The sequence below is a fragment of the Pseudomonas sp. St290 genome, assembly GCF_018325805.1.
Taxonomy (GTDB): domain Bacteria; phylum Pseudomonadota; class Gammaproteobacteria; order Pseudomonadales; family Pseudomonadaceae; genus Aquipseudomonas; species Aquipseudomonas bijieensis.
Window position 1 is genome coordinate 2,772,156 of record NZ_AP014703.1, and the last position, 17,906, is coordinate 2,790,061.

A 17,906-nucleotide genomic window follows, 5' to 3' on the forward strand; every position below is an offset into this window, starting at 1 on the left:
GGATGGGCCTGCTGCGCAGTCCAGCGGGAGCAAGCTCCCTCGCCACAAGGGGCTTGCTCGTCCTTGGGGTTACAACACCAGGTGCGGCAACCACAGCGACAGAGCCGGCACATAAGTCACCAGCATCAGCACCAGGAACAGCACGGCATAGAACGGCAGCAAAGCCTTGACGGTGCTTTCGATACTGACCTTGCCCACCGCCGAACCGACGAACAGCACCGCGCCCACAGGCGGCGTTATCAGCCCGATGCCCAGGTTCACCAGCATGATCATGCCGAACTGCACCGGGTCTACACCGATGCCCAGGATCACCGGCATCAGGATCGGCGTCAGGATCAGGATCAGCGGCGCCATGTCCATCACCGTGCCCAACAGCAGCAACATCACGTTGATGCACATCAGGATCACGTAGCGGTTGTCCGACAGGGTCAGGAACATCGTGGTGATCTTCGCCGGGATCTGCATCAGCGTCATGATGTAGCCGAAGCTGGCGGCGAAGCCGATCAGGATCATCACGATGGAGATGGTGCGCACCGTGCGGTGCATCAGCTTCGGCAGTTCACGCCACTTGTAGTCGCGGTAGATGAACATGGTCACGAAGAACGACCACAGCACGGCGATGGCCGCCGATTCGGTGGCAGTGAAGATGCCCGACAGGATGCCGCCGAGGATGATCACCATCGCCATCAGGCCCCAGAGGGCTTCGCCGACGATTTTCAGCGCCTGGCGCATCGGGATCACTTCGCCCTTGGGGTAGTTGCGCTTTTTCGCGAAGATCAGGCACAGCACCATCAGGCACGCGCTCATCAGCAAGCCCGGCACGATGCCCGCCATGAACAGCGAGGCAATCGAAACCGTGCCGCCAGCGGCCAGGGAGTAGAGCACCGAGTTATGGCTAGGCGGGGTCAGCAGGGCTTGCACCGAACCGCTGACGGTCACGGCGGTGGAAAAGTCCCGTGGATAGCCCTTGCGTTCCATTTCCGGAATCAGTACCGAACCCACCGACGCGGTGTCGGCCACCGACGAACCGGAGATCGCGCCGAAGAAGGTCGAGGCGACGATGTTGACCAGCGACAGGCCACCGCGCACAAAACCCACCAGCACCCCGGCGCACGCCACGAGCCGGCGGGACATGCCACCCTCGGCCATGATCGCGCCAGCCAGGACGAAGAACGGGATGGCCAGCAAGGAGAACTTGTTCACCCCGGATGCCACTTGGATCATCACGGCCTGGAACGGGATGTCGATCCACCACGCACCGATCAGGGCGGCGGCGCCCAACGCGTAGGCGACCGGCATGCCGATCAGGATCAATGCGATAAAACTGCCCAGCAGTATCAGAGCGTCCATTAAGCGGCACCTTCACTTTCTTCGACCAGGTCGAACTGCACGACCCGACGTTTGCTCTGGTCACCGAGCAAGAGTTTTTCCAGGACAAAAATCAGCGTCAGCAAGCCGCCCACGGGAATGGGCAGATAGGTCACGCCAACCCGCAGATCGGGCAGGGCGGCCATGAACTGGTTCCAGGTGGACATGCACAGCTTGAAGCCCCAAATGGTCATGAAGATGCAGATCAGGCCCATGAGCAACTGGGAAAAAATCGACGCCGCGGATCTCAGGTGCGGCGGCATGCGGTCGGTGAGCATGGCCACGGCCATGTGCGCACCGGCGCGGTAACTGGCGGCGGCACCGATGAAGGTGAACACCATCATCAGCAGGATCGCGGTGGGCTCGGGCCAGCTCGAACCGGTGCCCAGCACGTAGCGGGCGAATACGCCCCAGGGAATCATCAGGGAAATCGCCAGGACGGAAAGGCCGGCGACCCAGATGCACGTCATGTAGATCTTATCGTTGATACGCAGCAGCAAATTCTTCATCGGGTTCCACCGTAACCGGGCGCGCCTCGAACATCAGGCGCGCCGGGCCTTTTCATGGGTACAGAGCGGGAGGATTACTGAACGGCTTCGATTTTCTTGATCAGGTCGGCATATTTCGCGCCGTACTTTTCGCGCACCGGTGCGGTGGCGTCGTAGAAGGGTTTCTTGTCGACCGTGATGAACTCGACGCCGGCGGCCTTGAGCTTTTCTTCGCTGGCAGCGGACTTCTTGTCCCACAACACACGCTCTTCGGCCTGGGCGGCCTTCGCGGCTTTCTTGACCAACGTCTGTTGATCCGGGGTCAGTTTTTCCCAGGTGATTTTCGACATCACGATCGGCTCTGGCAGGATCAGGTGACCGGTCAGGCTGTAGAACTTGGCGTTCTGGAAGTGGTTGTGTTCGAGCAGGGTCGGCGGGTTGTTCTCAGCGCCGTCGATCACGCCGGTCTGCAGGGCGCTGAAGATTTCGCCGGTGTCCATTGCGATGCCGTTACCGCCCATGGCGTTCATCATGTCGATGAACATCGGGTTGCCCTGGACGCGGATTTTCATGCCCTTGAGGTCTTCGAGCTTGCGTACCGGCTTCTTGGTGTAGATGTTGCGTGTGCCGCCGTCCATCCAGGCCAGGGCCACCAGGCCGAATTCGGAATTGGTGATTTTGTCGAGGATCTCATCGCCCACCGGACCGTCGATGACGTTGCGCATGTGCTGATGGTCACGGAAGATGAACGGCATGTTGAAGACGTTCACGTCCGGTACCACGGGCCCGACGATACCCAGGCTTACGCGCGAGAGCTGTACCGCGCCGACCTGCATCTGCTCGATGACTTCCTTTTCAGAACCCAGGACACCGCCCGGGAAGTACTTGAACTTCAGCTCGCCATTGGTCTCCTGGGTCAGGGTCTTGCCCATGTTTTCCTCGGCGACCACGGTAGGGTAGCCGGCGGGGTGGATGTCGGCGAACTTGAGTTCCAGGGCGTGCGCCGCCTGGGCCAGGAAGGCCAGGGGCAGGGCTGCGATCAGAAGCGTGCGTTTGAAGTTCATGGTCAATCTCCAGTCTTGTTGTTTTTTTTATGTGCTCATCCAGTGAAGCGGCAGTGCAGATCAGTTCGCGGAGTGTTTCAGTCCTCCAAACGCGGGTTCAGCCAGGCCCTTGACGCCGGGGTTGAGGGCGAACACGCCGCCGGCCAGGGATTGTGGGTCGGTGTCGTCACCGGGGCGGATCGAAGTGACGAACAGGGTGTCCAGGCGACTGCCGCCAAAGGCGCACATCGTCGGTTTTTTCACCGGCACCGACAGGGAGCGATCCAGCCGGCCATCCGGAGTGAAACGATGGATGAGGCCGGCATCGTTGGCGCAGATCCAGTAGCAACCCTCGGCGTCCACTGCCGCGCCGTCCGGGCGACCGGCCAACGGCAGCATGTCGACGAACAGCCGCCGGTTGGACGGCGTGCCGCTGTCGATGTCGTAGTCGAAGGCCCAGATCTGTTGCACCAGCGGGTGTGAGTCGGAGAGGTACATCGTCCGACCATCCGGGCTGAAGCCCAGGCCATTGGGCACGATGAAGCCGCTCAGTTGCGCCTCGACCGGGCTGCGTTGCCCGGCCTCATAACGGTACATCCGGCCTTCGTCGGCGTTGGCCCCCATGTTCAGCACCATGCTGCCGGCCCAGAAGCGGCCCTGGCGGTCGCAACGGCCATCGTTGAGGCGCATGTCGGTGCGGCTGTGTTCGACGCTGGCACAGAGTTCACTGTCCAGGCTGCCGTCGTCATGGGGGTACAGGCGAAAGAAGCCGCTCTCCATGCCGGCGATCCAGCCACCGTCCTGGTGACGGGCCAGGCAGGCGAGCATTTCCGGGGCTTCCCAGCCCTTGAGTTGGCCGGTCCCGGCGTTCCAGCACTGCAGGCCGCCACTGGGAATATCCACCCAGTACAGGGCGTTTTCCTCGGGCACCCACACTGGGCTTTCCCCGACGGCGTTGCGTGCATCGACAATCAATTCGGCTTGCATGGTGATTCCCTTGTGCGTTCGTATCCCATGAAAAACAGGCGAATCAGTCGTCGAACGGGCCGGCCGCTACAAAGGCTCCGCCCTGGTAGATCCTGGCCGGGTCATCGGCGGCCGGCATTGGCTGCGCTTCGACCTTGGCGCGGAAAATCTCGGAAGTGTCCTTGGGCTGGTAGCCCAGGTGCGCGGCCTGGCTGTTGTCCCACCAGACGTCGCGGTTGGCGGACATGCCGTAGACCACGGTGTGTCCCACGTTCGGGGTGTAGAGCGAGCACTCGATCAATTGCGTGAGGTCGTCGTAGCTCAGCCAGGTGCTCATCATTCGGCGGTTCTGCGGTTCGGGGAACGACGAGCCGATGCGAATGCTCACGGTTTCGATGCCGTAGCGATCGAAGTAGAAACTGGCCACGTCCTCGCCGTAGGACTTGGACAGGCCGTAGTAGCCATCCGGGCGGCGAGGAGAGAGGGCGTCGAGGGCCTCGTCCTGTTTGTAGAAGCCGATGACGTGGTTGGAGCTGGCGAAGATCACCCGCTTGACGCCGTGTTTCCGCGCGGCTTCATAGATGTGGAACACGCCACTGATGTTGGCGCCGAGGATCTCTTCGAACGGGCGCTCCACCGAGACACCACCGAAATGCAGGATGGCGTCGACGCCTTCCACCAACTGGTGCACGGCCTGTTTGTCCGACAGGTCGCAGGGCACCACTTCTTCGCTTTCGTCGATGGCCGGGGCCATGTTGGCGATGTCCGACAGGCGAATGTGGCGGGCGTAAGGCTTGAGGCGTTCGCGCAAGACCTTGCCAAGGCCGCCGGCAGCGCCGGTCAATAGCAGGCGATTGAAGGGGGGGCGAATCTGTGTCGTGGTCATGGCATTACCTGAGCAAACAATGAGAGGTACAGTTGTTATAAGTTGTCGTACGACTGGAAGGGAATATCCTTATCCTTCCGCTACCTTGTCAACGATTGATCGACGAACCGCTCTGGAACGGCGTCCCTGCCGCAGGTTGCCATGAGATGCGCTCATGGCATGGATCCTGGCATTACAGAAGCGAAAGCGGGTAACTGATGAAGATCCGGTTCTCGTCGAACTCGTTGGTGCTGTAGTCCCGACGAATCGAGGCGTTACGCCATTTCACGTTGAGACTTTTCAGCGCGCCGCTTTGCACGGTGTAGGCCAGTTCGGTTTCGCGGCCCCATTCCTTACCGTCATCGACCGTAGCGGTGTGCACGTTGTCGCCGCTGATGTAGCGGTTCATCAGGGTCAGGCCCGGCACGCCGACGACAGCAAAGTTGAAGTCATGGCGCAACTGCCAGGATTTTTCCTTGGCGTTGTCGTAGCTGGAGTTGTAGCTGTCGTTGGCCAGGGTGCCGCCGCTGGTGCCGTTGACGCGCATCCAGGCGTCATCGCCGCCGACTTTCTGCAGGCCGACGTAGAAGGTGTTGCCGCCGTATTTCGCCGAGAGCATGGCGAACGCGGTCTTGTTGTCCAGGTCGCCGGCCAGCGCGCTGCCGTTTTCCTTGCCGGTGAAGTAGCCGAGGTTGGCGCCCAGGGTCCAGTCGCCGATGGGCTGGCTGTGGGTCAGGTTGAAATATTGCTGCTGGTAGATGTCGGACAGTTCCGCATACCACACGCCGACCTGGGTGCGTTTTTCGTTGAAAGCGTATTCGCCGCCGCCGAAGTTGAAACGGTCGGAGGTGAAGGCGCCGCGACCGTTCATCGACATGTCTTCCATGCTCGCGTCGTTGCGCGGGCTGTTGGCGCGGAACTGGCCGCCGTAGAGGGTCAAACCGCTGATTTCGGTGGAGGTCACCTGGCCGCCACGGAAGGTTTGCGGCAGGGAGCGACCATCGTCGGAGCGCAGGATTGGCAGCACTGGCATCCATTCGCCGACCTTCAGTTCGGTCTTCGACACCTTGGCCTTGAGAGCCACGCCCAGGCGACCGAAGTCGTCGGCAGGACGGCCGTCATCGTGCACCGGCAGCAACTGGGTGCCCGCCGTGCCACGGCCGCCGTCGAGCTTGAGCGAGTACGTGCCCAGCACATCCACGCCAAAACCGACCACGCCCTGGGTGAAACCGGACTTGGCGTCGAGGATGAAGTTCTGGGTCCACTCCTCGGCTTTGCCCTGGGCATTGTTCGGGTTGGTGAAGTTGCGGTTGAAGTAGGCGTTACGCAGGGTCAGCGTGGCCTTGGCATCATCGACGAAACCTTCGGCGCTGGCGGTCGTTGGTAGAAAGGTGGCGAGGCTGCTGCAACCGAGAAGAAGCAGCGTGGGGCTGGCGTTGAGAAGAGTACGGCGGTTTGGACGGTGGACGGGCGAAAAACGGACACGTGTGCTCACTATGACGCTCCCTACTTTTATTGTTGTTTTTGTTTGTTATACGTCGTCGTACAACATGGAGGGGATTATTTGGAAGCGACTGCTCATTGTCAACTGGCCATTATTGGAATTATCCAACTCGGGTGTGCCTCAAAGTGAGGCGTTTCAATGGATGTCGCTGGCCGAGGTCAAGACCGCAGGCCGTGGCGCCGGGCAGATGCGAGGTTTGAGAATAGCGGTGGGGTGTCTGGTTGTGCGATGACTGGTCTAAGACATTAGTCGCATGTCGGCGATCGGAAGGCTTAAGCGGGCTCTCGTGGCGAGGGGATTTATCCCCGCTGGGCTGCGAAGCAGCCCCAATGACTGTCGCTGCGGTGTGTCAGGTTGATTGCATCCAGCTTCTTTAGGACTGCTTCGCAGCCCAGCGGGGATAAATCCCCTCGCCACAAGGTGTGTTGTTAGCCCTGTTTCCAGTTTAAACAGCTTGGTGTTTATCCAGATGTAGGATCGTTCGGGTTCGGGCTACGTTGTCTTGCGCCATTCCCTACAACTGCGCCAGAATCCGCCGGCTTGTGCGCCTGGGGGCCGGGGCTCTATCGTTTCCGGGTCGCTGACGAATCAGCGATCGGGTTTGATAGCCCGGCTTTTGACTTGTCGCATAGCCCTTGTAGCAGAGGCCTTTGGTATCTGTTTTTATGGCGGTCATGCGCAGGGCGTCTTCGGACGCGCCGGTTCTCCAAGTCACCGGTCTACCAACCCGCGTATGGCCGCCACCCTTCGTTTGGTAGCGAGGGTGATGGTCTCCTTTTTTCGATTTGGAGATTCATCTATGTTCAAACCCACACCCAACCCGCCGGACACCGATCCAGCCAACTCAAAAGCCTTCGACAAAGCCGCCGACCGCATCCTCGACCACTACCTCAAGCCCAAACCCAGCAAACCCGAAGCCGAACCCGGCCAACTCTTCACCGTCGCCCATGGCGTCGACACCGAAACCCTGCTCGCCAACCTCAGCGAAAACCTGGCCTCGGCCAATGCCATGGTCAATGACCTGGCCTTCGACCTGGAAGGTCCCAGGCGCCACATTGCCCTGGGCATCCTGCAACTGATCGAACTGAGCGGGTTGCTGGCGAACCGTGCGCTGGATAACGTCGAAGCACGCCAGTCGAGATAACGCAGGGGGCAACACCTGTGGCGAGGGAGCTTGCTCCCGCTGGGCTGCGCAGCAGCCCCAAATGGGCTGACGCGGTCTTTCAGGCAGATCGCATCAGCCAGTTTTACGACTGCTGCGCAGCCGAGCGGGAGCAAGCTCCCTCGCCACGAGAGTCCCCTGCGTACACATTTATCTGAACAGAACCACCGTCACATTGTGGGAGCGAGCTTGCTCGCTCCCACAGGGATCCCCAGTGTTTTCAGAAGTGGGTGAATGCTAGTCTTGATCAACGCTGTTGCCAGGGAGCCCTCATGGGCAATCACAAGATCGAGATTCGTCGCAGTAACGTCGAGAAAATCCTGTTGGCCGCCGAGAAGGTCTTTGCCGAGAAAGGCTTCGGCAGCACCGCCATGGCTGACATCGCCGCCGAAGTGCAATTGCCGCGTTCCAACCTGCATTACTACTTCAGCACCAAGAGCGAGCTGTACAGCGCCGTGCTGTTCGACCTGCTGGAAGTCTGGAAACAGGACGCCTTGTGCTTCGAGATGTTCGACGACCCAAGGGTGGTGCTCAGCAGTTACATCCGCGCCAAGATGAACCACTCCCGCAGCCGGCCCTACGGCTCGAAGGTCTGGGCCAACGAAATCATCCACGGCGCCCCGACCCTGGGCCAGGCGCTGGATGCCAGCCTGTATGACTGGGCCAAGATGAAGGAAGCGAAAATCCGCCAATGGGTGGATGACAAACGCATTCTGCCGGTGGAGCCGTCAAGCCTGCTCTACATGATCTGGGCCTCGACCCAGCATTACGCCGACTTCGACCATCAGATCAACATCCTCAATGATCATCAGCCGCTGTCGGACATGCAGTTCGAAAAGGCGGTGCAGACCGTGACCAGTGTGATTTTGCGGGGGATTGGGTTGGAGCCTTGAAAATTTGACGCAACTGATGGCCCTATCGCGAGCAGGCTCGCTCCCGCAGAGGACCGGTTGTGAACAGATGATCTGTGTTCACCACAAATCCAATGTGGGAGCGAGCCTGCTCGCGATGACGGCAGCCCAGACACCGCAAATTTCAAACCGCTACATGGTAGGGATTACGCGGATCATGGTTCCAATCCAGAAACGGCTTACCGGTGTCCACCGTCACCATCTCGATGCAGTCCTGCACCGGGCAGGTGATCTGGCACAGGTTGCAGCCCACGCATTCTTCATCGATCACTTCATATTTACGCGTGCCGTCCGCCTGCTTGAGGCTGGCGATGGCCTGGTGCGAGGTGTCTTCACAGGCGATGTGGCAGCGCCCGCAGCCGATGCAGGCGTCCTGGTCGATCTTGGCGATGACCTGGTAGTTGATGTCCAGGTACTTCCAGTCGGTGGTGTTGCCCACCGCGCGACCGGAGAACGCTTGCAGATTGGCATGGCCCTGGCTGTCCATCCAACGCGACAACCCGTCCTTCATCTCTTCGACGATGCGAAACCCATGCAGCATCGCCGCCGTGCACACTTGCACCGCGCCGCTGCCCAGGGCGATGAATTCGGCGGCGTCGCGCCAACTGCCAATGCCGCCGATGCCGCAGATGGGCAGGCCTTGGGTCTGCGGATCGCGGGCGATTTCGGCGACCATGTTCAGGGCGATGGGTTTGACTGCCGAACCGCAGTAGCCGCCGTGGGTGCTCTGGCTGCCGACGCTGGGCAGGGCGACCATGCGGTCCAGGTCGATGCTGGTGATGGAGTTGATGGTGTTGATCAACGACACCGCATCCGCACCACCCCGATACGCCGCGCGGGCGGCGACGCGGATGTCGGTGATGTTCGGCGTGAGCTTGACGATCACCGGCAGCGAGCAATAGGTCTTGCACCAGCGGGTCACTTGCTCGACGTACTCCGGCACCTGGCCGACCGCCGCGCCCATGCCCCGTTCCGGCATGCCGTGGGGGCAACCGAAGTTCAGCTCGATGCCGTCGGCACCGGTGGCTTCCACCAGGGGCAGGATAGATTTCCAGGACTCTTCGACGCAGGGCACCATCAGCGACACGATCAGCGCCCGGTCCGGCCAGTCCTTTTTTACCTGGGTGATTTCCCGCAGGTTGATCTCCAGGGAACGGTCGGTGATCAGCTCGATGTTATTGATGCCCAGCACCTCGCGATTGGCGCCGTAGTGGGCCGAGTAGCGCGACGACACGTTCACCGCCGCCGGGTCTTCCCCGAGGGTTTTCCAGACCACGCCACCCCAGCCGGCCTCGAAGGCGCGGACCACGTTGTAGGCCTTGTCGGTGGGTGGGGCGGAGGCCAGCCAGAACGGATTAGGGGCTTTGATGCCAGCGAAGACAATCGACAGATCGGCCATTTACGCAGCCTCCACGTTGAGCATCAGTTGAGCGTTGATCGCCTCGGCGGCGAGTTTGCCGTGCTGCACGGCCTGCACGGTGAGGTCCTGGTCCAGGCTGGTGCAATCGCCGCCGGCGTAGACGCCGGGAACGCTGGTGCGCAGGTGTTCGTCCACCAGGATCCGCCCGTCCTGGCGCTTGAGTTCCCGGGCCAGAGGGTCCACCAGCGCGTTGTCGTCGAAGGCCTGGCCGATGGCTTTGAAGATGGCGTCGGCAGGCAGGTCGAAGGTTTCGGCGCTGGTGACCAGCCGCCCGTTTTCCAGATGGGTACGGGAAAAGCGCATGCCGCGCACACGGCCGGCGTCATCGAGCAACACCTGCTGCGGTTGAGCCCAGGTCAGCAAGCGCACCTGATTGGCCTTGGCGATGTCTTGCTCGTGCAAGGTCGCGCCCATGTCCTCGAGGCCGCGACGGTAGACCAGGTTGACGTCCCGGGCGCCGAGGCGGGCCATTTGCACGGCCATGTCGATGGCGGTGTTGCCGGCGCCGAGGACGATGCAACGGTCGGCCAGCGGCAACTGGCTGAGGTCGTCGGCCTGGCGCAGTTCGCGGATGTACTCGGTGGCGGGTAGCAGCCCCGGTGCCTGTTCGTCACTCAGGCCCAGTTGTTTGCTGGCGGCCAGGCCGAGGCCGAGGAACACCGCGTCGAATTGCTGATGCAGGTCGCTCAGGCTCAGGTTCTCGCCAAGTTTCTGGCCATGGCGGATTTCGATGCCGCCGATGTCCAGCAGAAAGTCCAGTTCGCGCTGGGCGTAATCGTCCACCAGTTTGTACTTGGCGATGCCGTATTCGTTGAGGCCACCGGCCTTGTCACGGGCTTCGAAAATCACCACGTCATGGCCGTGCATGGCGCTGCGATGCGCGCACGACAACCCCGCCGGGCCGGCGCCGACCACGGCGATGCGCTTGCCGGTGGCGGCGGCCCGGTGGAACGGGTGTTCACTGAAGTGGGCGTTGTCCACCGCGTAGCGTTGCAACAGGCCGATCAGCACCGGTGCGCACTCGTGGGCGTTGTTGCGCACGCAGGCTTGCTGGCACAGCACCTCCGTGGGGCAGACCCGGGCGCAGCTGCCGCCGAGGATATTGGCCGAGAGGATTTTCTGCGCCGCGCCTTGGACGTTGTCCTGGTGGATGTTGCGAATGAACGAAGGGATATCGATTTCGCTCGGACAGGCATTCACGCACGGCGCGTCGTAGCAGTACAGGCAGCGAGAGGCCTCCAGGTGGGCCTGGCGCGCATTGAGCGGCGGCGCCAGGTCGCTGAAGCGGGCGGCGAGGGTGGCCGGGTCTTCCTGGGAATGGGGGAGGTGACTCAAGGGCTGGATCATGGAATGGGCCTCACGGTGTTTGAGGTGCTGCCTCTGGTGGGCAGTGGTTTTTTTCGGTGTCTGGACTGGCCTCATCGCGAGCAGGCTCGCTCCCACACTGGATTTCGGGTGAGCGCGAAATCTGTGTGCACAGCAGACCCTGTGGGAGCGAGCCTGCTCGCGATAGGCCGGAGGCCGCTCTCAGCGTTCCACGGCAACCGGCCTGTGCAACTCCGCCCGCTTACTCAGCAAATCGAACACCGCCGGATACGCCGGCCGTTCGATGTAGCGCCCGGCACCGCGTTCGGCACGCAGGTCGCCATCGGCCCAGACCAGCCGACCCTGGCTGATGGTGTGGCTGGGTACGCCGCGTACGGTCTTGCCTTCGAAGATGTTGAAGTCCACCTGCTGGTGGTGGGTCTTGGCTGAGATCGTGCGGCTGCCCTGGGGATCCCAGAGCACCAGGTCCGCGTCGGCGCCGACGCGGATCGCGCCCTTGCGTGGGTAGAGGTTGAAGATCTTCGCGGTGTTGGTGGAGGTGAGGGCGACGAAGTCCTGCATCGACAATTTGCCGCTGTTGACCCCCTCGTCCCAGAGCACCGCCATGCGGTCTTCGATCCCGGCGGTGCCGTTGGGGATCTTGCTGAAGTCGTCGCGGCCGGCGGCTTTTTGCTCGGCGCAGAAGCAGCAGTGGTCGGTGGCGGTGGTGTGCAGGTTGCCGGACTGCAAGCCGTGCCAGAGTGCGTCCTGATGCCCGCGTGGGCGGAAGGGCGGGCTCATCACGTAGCCGGCGGCGGTCTGCCAGTCCGGGTCGCGATAGACGCTGTCGTCCAGCAGCAGATGCCCGGCCAGCACTTCACCGTAGACCGGCTGGCCCTTGCTGCGGGCATAGGTGATTTCGTCCAGGGCTTCTTTGGTAGACACGTGCACCAGGTACAGCGGCGTGCCCAGGGTCTCGGCAATGCGGATGGCGCGGCTCGCGGCTTCGCCTTCCACTTGCGAGGGCCGCGACAGCGGATGGGCTTCCGGCCCGGTGATGCCCTGGGCCAGCAGCTTGCGTTGCAGGTGGTAGACCAGCTCGCCGTTCTCGGCGTGCACGGTGGGCACCGCGCCCAATTCCAGGCAGCGCTCGAAGCTCGCGACCAAGGTGTCGTCGGCGGCCATGATCGCATTCTTGTAGGCCATGAAATGCTTGAAGCTGTTCACCCCGTGGTGGCTGACCAGCTCGGCCATTTCTTCGCGGACCTGTTCGCTCCACCAGGTGATCGCCACGTGGAAACCGTAGTCGCTGGCGCTTTTCTCGGCCCAGCCGCGCCATTGATGAAAGGCTTCCATCAGCGACTGTTGGGGGTTGGGAATCACGAAGTCGATGATCGATGTAGTGCCCCCGGCCAAGCCCGCTGCCGTGCCGCTGAAGAAGTCTTCACTGGCGACCGTGCCCATGAACGGCAACTGCATGTGCGTATGGGGGTCGATGCCGCCGGGCATCAGGTATTGACCACTGCCATCGAGCACTTCGACGTCGGCGGGAACATCCAGGTTGTCACCAATGGCCTTGATCACGCCGTCGGCGCAAAACACATCGGCGCGATAACTTTCATCATGGGTAATAACGGTGGCGCCACGGATCAACAGAGACATTCCGAGTTCCTCGCAGGCATGACCGACTGTTGTCGGTTCTTTATGTTTTATCGATCACGGTAGGTAAAGTCGTGCCGGTTTATATTCTTGTCACTACTGTCAGGATTAGAAGCTAGCTGGAGTTATTGAAATGAGCAAGATTATTTTTTATAAGCTTATTAGTTAATTAACTTATTGAAATTAAAGAAATAAATTATTAAATCACCAAAATGGTGAGCCTGCTCACCATTTTGACGCACTTGACAGGATCGTTATTTGAGCGAGATTTGTCATGGTAAATCAGCGGCTTGAAAGTGCTGGAAGTGCGGTCTAGACGCCTCGCGTTGATCCGGGGTGCACCACTTTGAATCTCTCACTCGACAGGGCGTGAAGGTCATCTAGCCTCAAGGGCGACAAGCAGGGATTGAAACAAGGCAATCACGTGGCTTTAAAACGTTAAACATCAAAAGGTTGAAAGGGTTATATCGATCATCCGGTCAGCTCGACGCATTATCCGGCACGGTTATTGAGTGCCGTCGTGGGTCTGGCGGGGGTGGTCGGTAGCACGCGTGCAAGTACTCCGGCCATCGCCAGTCGATGAGCAAAAATAATGAAAACAGTGGAGCGGACATGACCAGATCAACAGTGACCGAGCGCGACGGATTGTTCGAGCTTGAAGCCGGCAGCGACGTCCTCGACAGCCCCCGTTACAACCACGACATCGCGCCGACCAAGGTGCACGAGCGAACCTGGAACAAATGGCACATCACCGCCCTGTGGGTCGGCATGGCGATCTGCGTGCCGACCTACACCCTCGGTGGCGTGCTCACCGCCTACTTTGGCCTGACGGTGGGCGAGGCGTTGCTGGCGATCCTGTTTGCCAACATCATTGTGCTGATTCCCTTGACCCTGAACGCCTTCGCCGGAACCAAGTACGGCATTCCGTTTCCAGTGCTGCTGCGCTCGTCCTTCGGTGTCATCGGCTCCAACGTCCCGTGTCTGATTCGCGCCCTGGTAGCGTGTGGCTGGTTCGGCATCCAGACGATGTTCGGCGGCCTGGCGATCCACCTGTTTCTCGGCTCGGTGTTCGACGGCTGGAAGAGCCTCGGCGGAACCGGCGAGGTGATCGGCTTCATGGTGTTCTGGGTCATGAACCTGTGGGTGGTGTTGCGCGGTGCCGAGTCGATCAAATGGTTGGAAACCCTGTCCGCGCCGCTGCTGGTGCTGGTAGGTGCCGGCCTGTTGGTGTGGGCGTTGCCGAATGTCTCGTTGACTGAATTGATGGCGGTCCCGGCCAAACGCCCAGAGGGTGCCAGCGTGATCGGTTACTTTCTTGCCGGGCTGACAGCCATGGTCGGTTTCTGGGCCACGCTGTCGTTGAACATTCCGGACTTCAGCCGTTATGCCAAGAGCCAGAAAGACCAGGTCGTGGGCCAGATCATCGGCCTGCCATTGACCATGTTCCTGTTCGCCTCCCTCGGCGTGGTCATGACCGCCGCTTCGGAAAAACTGGTGGGGGTGACCGTCTCCGACCCGGTGACCTTGATCGGGCACATCCAGAGCCCGGTGTGGGTGGCGCTGGCCATGGTGCTGATCATCGTCGCCACGCTCTCGACCAACACCGCCGCCAACATCGTCTCGCCCACCAACGACTTCCAGAACCTGGCGCCGAAACTGATCGGCCGGACCAAGGCCGTGATGCTCACCGGCCTGGTGGGGTTGGCGCTGATGGCCCATGAACTGCTGAAAAAGCTTGGCCTGATCGTTTCCGAGGTCAGTCTGGAATCGGTCTATTCCAACTGGCTGCTGGGCTATTCGAGTCTGCTGGGGCCGATTGCCGGGATCATGGTGGTGGATTATTTCCTGATCAAGAAACAGCAACTGGACCTCGCCGGCCTGTACCGCGACGACGTTTACCCGGCGTGGAACTGGAACGGTTTCATCGCCTTTGGCGTGCCGGTGGTGCTGACATTGCTGTCCCTGGGCAGCGATGCGTTCAGTTGGTTCTACAGCTATGGCTGGTTCACCGGCTCGGCGTTGGGCGGGGTGATTTATTACGGGTTGTGCGGTATGCGAGCGAGCCCGTCCGTCGCTAAAACTGCGGTGTGAAGGCGGGCCTCATCGCGAGCAGGCTCGCTCCCACAGGGGGATTTGCTGTGCACACAGATTTTGCATCCACCCCAATCCAGTGTGGGAGCGAGCCCGCTCGCGATAGCAGCCTCAAGACACCAACAAAATGCCTGAAAAAATGGAGATCCCCATGAACGCCGCCATCGACGTCCTGCAATCCACCCACCAGCACATCAACCGCGACCGCCTGTGGCAATCGCTCATGGACCTGGCCCAGCTCGGTGCCACGGTCAAGGGCGGTGTGTGTCGGCTGGCCCTGACGGATCTGGACCGCCAGGCTCGCGACCTGTTCGTGCAATGGACCCAGGCGGCGGGCTGCACCGTCAGCATCGATGGGGTGGGCAATATCTTCGCCCGGCGCCCGGGGCGCAATCCGAACCTGCCACCGGTGATGACCGGCAGCCACATCGATACCCAGCCCACCGGCGGCAAGTTCGATGGCTGCTTTGGCGTACTGTCCGGGCTGGAAGTGCTACGTACCCTCAATGATCTGAACATCGAAACCGAGGCCCCCCTGGAAGTAGTGGTGTGGACCAACGAAGAAGGCTCGCGCTTCGCCCCGTGCATGATGGGCTCCGGGGTGTTCGCGGAAAAATTCACCCTCGAAGAAACCCTGGCCAAGGTCGACGCCGAAGGCATCACCGTCGGCCAGGCGTTGAATGCCATCGGCTATGCCGGCACGCGCCAGGTCAGCGGGCACCCGGTGGGCGCATATTTCGAGGCGCACATCGAACAGGGGCCAATCCTGGAAGACGAGGGCAAGACCATCGGCGTGGTCATGGGCGCCCTGGGGCAGAAATGGTTCGACTTGACACTGCGCGGTGTGGAAGCTCACGCCGGCCCGACCCCGATGCACCTGCGCAAGGACGCCCTGGTGGGCGCCTCGATCATTGTCGGCGCCGTCAACCGCGCCGCCCTCGGCCATCAACCCCATGCCTGCGGCACGGTCGGTTGCCTGCAAGCCTATCCGGGCTCGCGCAATGTCATCCCCGGTGAAGTGCGCATGACCCTGGATTTCCGTCACCTGGAACCGGCACGCCTGGATTCGATGATCGCCGAGGTCAAGCAAGTGATCGAAGACACCTGCCGCCAGCACGGCCTGACCTTCGACTTGAAACCCACCGCCGATTTCCCGCCGCTGTATTTCGACCAGGGCTGCGTCGACGCCGTACGCGGCGCGGCCCAAGGGTTGGGCCTGTCCCACCTGGACATCGTCAGCGGTGCCGGTCATGACGCGATCTTCCTCGCCGAACTGGGCCCGGCCGGGATGATCTTCGTGCCCTGCGAAGGCGGCATCAGCCACAACGAAATCGAAAACGCCGCCCCGGATGACCTCGCCGCCGGCTGTGCGGTGCTGCTGCGGGCGATGCTGGCCGCTTCACAGGCGATTGCCGAGGGGCGCATGGCGGCGTGAAGGGCCGATGCACTATTGCAAACCCATGTGGTCGTAACTTTCAACGCATCCATGCTTGAACCCTACTGACCACATGGAGACCCAATGAATCAGCAAGTCCCGACCACCGATACCAACCGTCGCCAATTGCTGCAGATCATTGCCGGACTGTCCGACGGGGTGATGTTGATCGAGGTCGACCAGACCATCGCCTGGGCCAACGCAGCGGCCTTGACGATGCACGGGGTCAAGGACCTCAGTGAGCTGGGCACCACGGCCCGGCAATATGCCCGGCGCTTCAATCTGCGTTACCGCAACAATCATCCACTGACCGAAGACAACTACCCCATCGCCCGGGTTGCCCGTGGCGATGAGTTCAGCGATGTGCTGGTGGAAGTCACGCCTCAGGCCGATCCCGATCGTACCTGGGTGCATCGGATCCGCAGCATGGTGCTGGCTGACCGCAACGGCGAGCCGGAACTGCTCGTGTTGATCCTCAGCGATGCCACCGAATGGGCCAGCGCCGAGCAGCGCTTCGAGAAAACCTTCGGCGCCAATCCGGCGCCGGCGGTGATCTGCCGCCTCAGCGACCTGCGTTACATCAAGGTCAACCCGGGGTTCCTGGAGATGACCGGCTACACCCGGGAGCAGGTGATCGGGCGTTCGGTGTATGAACTGGATGTGCTCGAAGCCGCCGAGAAACGCGACCTGGCCATCGAGCGCCTGGGGCAGGGCGCGACCATTCCACAAATGCAGGCCGAGTTGAAGTTGCCCGACGGCACCAGCAAGCAGGTGATCGTCGCCGGCCAGCCGCTGGATCTGCACGACGAAGACTGCATGCTGTTTTCCTTCATGGACATGGAGCCGCGCCGCAAGGCCGAAACGGCGCTGCGCCAGAGCGAGGAGCGCTTTGCCAAGTCGTTCCGCCTGTCACCCGTGCCCACCCTGGTGTGCAGCGCCGAGCAACAGTTGTTGGAAATCAACGAAGCGTTCCTCCAGACCACCGGTTACGCCAGCGAAGAGTTGCTGGGTAAAACCGTGGAAGAGATCGGCTTTCTCGACAAGGACGCCAGTGCCGCGCTGTTCGCCCGGCTGGAAAAGGCCGCCGCGGTCTCACGTATCGACGTCAAGGTGCACAAGAAGGGCGGTGAACTCATCGACTGTGAGGTCGCCGCCGATACCGTGCTCATCCAGGACAAGCCTTGCTATCTGCTGGTGCTGATGAACATCACCGAGCGCAAACGCTCGGAGCTGGAGTTGGTGGCGGCTATCGAGGAGGTGATGAAAGACGCTTCCTGGTTCAGTCGGACCCTGATTGAAAAACTGGCTAACGTGAAGAGTATCAACGCCCAGGTGCCCAGCGTGTCATTCACCGAGCTGACAGCCCGGGAGCGAGATGTGCTGGGGCTAATTTGCGAAGGCCTGGCCGACAAGGAAATCGCCGCGCGCCTCAAGCTCGCGCCCAACACCGTGCGCAATCACGTGGCGACCCTGTATTCGAAACTGGATGTCCATAGCCGTAGCGAGGCAATTGTCTGGGCCCGGGAGCGGGGGTTGTTCGCTAACGAATGGCGGATGAAGGCACCATGATAGCCAGTGCAAATGCACCTGGCGTGCTGGTGCAAATTCGGGTTTTGCAGGAAGGGGCGGTTCCTTAGGCTGTCAGGGTGCGACATCGTCCATGATGTCGCGTCCCCACGAAACACGTAA

Annotated in this window: 14 protein-coding genes; 5 read left to right on the forward strand and 9 right to left on the reverse strand. The window is 61.3% G+C overall.

Annotation, left to right across the window (positions count from 1 at the left end; genetic code table 11):
- Positions 1 to 69: 69 nt before the first annotated feature.
- The 6 genes from PBDP_RS12265 to PBDP_RS12290 form a co-directional block, all read right to left on the reverse strand.
- A complete protein-coding gene (locus PBDP_RS12265; protein WP_039763167.1) occupies positions 70 to 1,350 on the reverse strand; it encodes a TRAP transporter large permease in 1,281 nt (426 codons plus the stop codon).
- Positions 1,350 to 1,877 carry a TRAP transporter small permease gene (locus tag PBDP_RS12270; RefSeq protein WP_109755128.1) on the reverse strand — a complete coding sequence of 176 codons (528 nt, stop codon included), beginning with the start codon at positions 1,875 to 1,877 and terminating at the stop codon, positions 1,350 to 1,352. The genes PBDP_RS12265 and PBDP_RS12270 overlap by 1 nt, the downstream gene beginning before the upstream one ends.
- 74 nt (positions 1,878 to 1,951) lie before the next feature.
- Positions 1,952 to 2,920: a TRAP transporter substrate-binding protein gene (locus tag PBDP_RS12275; protein WP_109755127.1), complete on the reverse strand. Its 969-nt coding sequence runs from the start codon at positions 2,918 to 2,920 to the stop codon at positions 1,952 to 1,954.
- A 60-nt stretch (positions 2,921 to 2,980) separates the two neighbouring features.
- A complete protein-coding gene (locus PBDP_RS12280; RefSeq protein ID WP_116832129.1) occupies positions 2,981 to 3,886 on the reverse strand; it encodes an SMP-30/gluconolactonase/LRE family protein in 906 nt (301 codons plus the stop codon).
- A gap of 43 nt (positions 3,887 to 3,929) precedes the next feature.
- Positions 3,930 to 4,751 carry an NAD-dependent epimerase/dehydratase family protein gene (locus PBDP_RS12285; RefSeq protein ID WP_212802305.1) on the reverse strand — a complete coding sequence of 274 codons (822 nt, stop codon included), beginning with the start codon at positions 4,749 to 4,751 and terminating at the stop codon, positions 3,930 to 3,932.
- A gap of 172 nt (positions 4,752 to 4,923) precedes the next feature.
- Positions 4,924 to 6,225, reverse strand: coding sequence for an OprD family porin (locus PBDP_RS12290; RefSeq protein ID WP_212802306.1), 1,302 nt, complete (start codon positions 6,223 to 6,225; stop codon positions 4,924 to 4,926).
- Positions 6,226 to 7,033: 808 nt separating this feature from the next.
- Here PBDP_RS12290 and PBDP_RS12295 point away from each other — a divergent pair.
- Positions 7,034 to 7,378: a DUF6124 family protein gene (locus PBDP_RS12295; RefSeq protein WP_109755953.1), complete on the forward strand. Its 345-nt coding sequence runs from the start codon at positions 7,034 to 7,036 to the stop codon at positions 7,376 to 7,378.
- Positions 7,379 to 7,668: 290 nt separating this feature from the next.
- On the forward strand, positions 7,669 to 8,289 hold the full coding sequence (locus PBDP_RS12300; protein WP_116832136.1) for a TetR/AcrR family transcriptional regulator: 621 nt from the start codon (positions 7,669 to 7,671) through the stop codon (positions 8,287 to 8,289).
- A 142-nt stretch (positions 8,290 to 8,431) separates the two neighbouring features.
- Here PBDP_RS12300 and preA read toward each other — a convergent pair whose 3' ends face one another.
- The 3 genes from preA to hydA all read right to left on the reverse strand — a co-directional run bounded on the left by preA (position 8,432) and on the right by hydA (position 12,694).
- On the reverse strand, positions 8,432 to 9,706 hold the full coding sequence (gene preA, locus PBDP_RS12305) for an NAD-dependent dihydropyrimidine dehydrogenase subunit PreA (RefSeq protein ID WP_109755956.1): 1,275 nt from the start codon (positions 9,704 to 9,706) through the stop codon (positions 8,432 to 8,434).
- Positions 9,707 to 11,074 carry an NAD(P)-dependent oxidoreductase gene (locus PBDP_RS12310; protein WP_109755957.1) on the reverse strand — a complete coding sequence of 456 codons (1,368 nt, stop codon included), beginning with the start codon at positions 11,072 to 11,074 and terminating at the stop codon, positions 9,707 to 9,709.
- A 180-nt stretch (positions 11,075 to 11,254) separates the two neighbouring features.
- The gene (gene hydA / locus PBDP_RS12315) at positions 11,255 to 12,694 is read right to left on the reverse strand and encodes a dihydropyrimidinase (protein WP_212802307.1); all 1,440 of its coding nucleotides are present in this window, start codon (positions 12,692 to 12,694) and stop codon (positions 11,255 to 11,257) included.
- Positions 12,695 to 13,303: 609 nt separating this feature from the next.
- Between hydA and PBDP_RS12320 the strand changes: the two genes are divergently transcribed.
- The 3 genes from PBDP_RS12320 (at position 13,304) to PBDP_RS12330 (ending at position 17,786) form a co-directional block, all read left to right on the forward strand.
- Positions 13,304 to 14,782: an NCS1 family nucleobase:cation symporter-1 gene (locus PBDP_RS12320; RefSeq protein ID WP_109755959.1), complete on the forward strand. Its 1,479-nt coding sequence runs from the start codon at positions 13,304 to 13,306 to the stop codon at positions 14,780 to 14,782.
- Between the two features lie 151 nt (positions 14,783 to 14,933).
- Positions 14,934 to 16,217: a Zn-dependent hydrolase gene (locus PBDP_RS12325; protein ID WP_212802308.1), complete on the forward strand. Its 1,284-nt coding sequence runs from the start codon at positions 14,934 to 14,936 to the stop codon at positions 16,215 to 16,217.
- An 84-nt stretch (positions 16,218 to 16,301) separates the two neighbouring features.
- Positions 16,302 to 17,786 (forward strand): PAS domain S-box protein, encoded by a 1,485-nt coding sequence (locus PBDP_RS12330; protein ID WP_109755961.1) that lies wholly within the window; start codon positions 16,302 to 16,304, stop codon positions 17,784 to 17,786.
- Positions 17,787 to 17,906 lie beyond the last annotated feature (120 nt).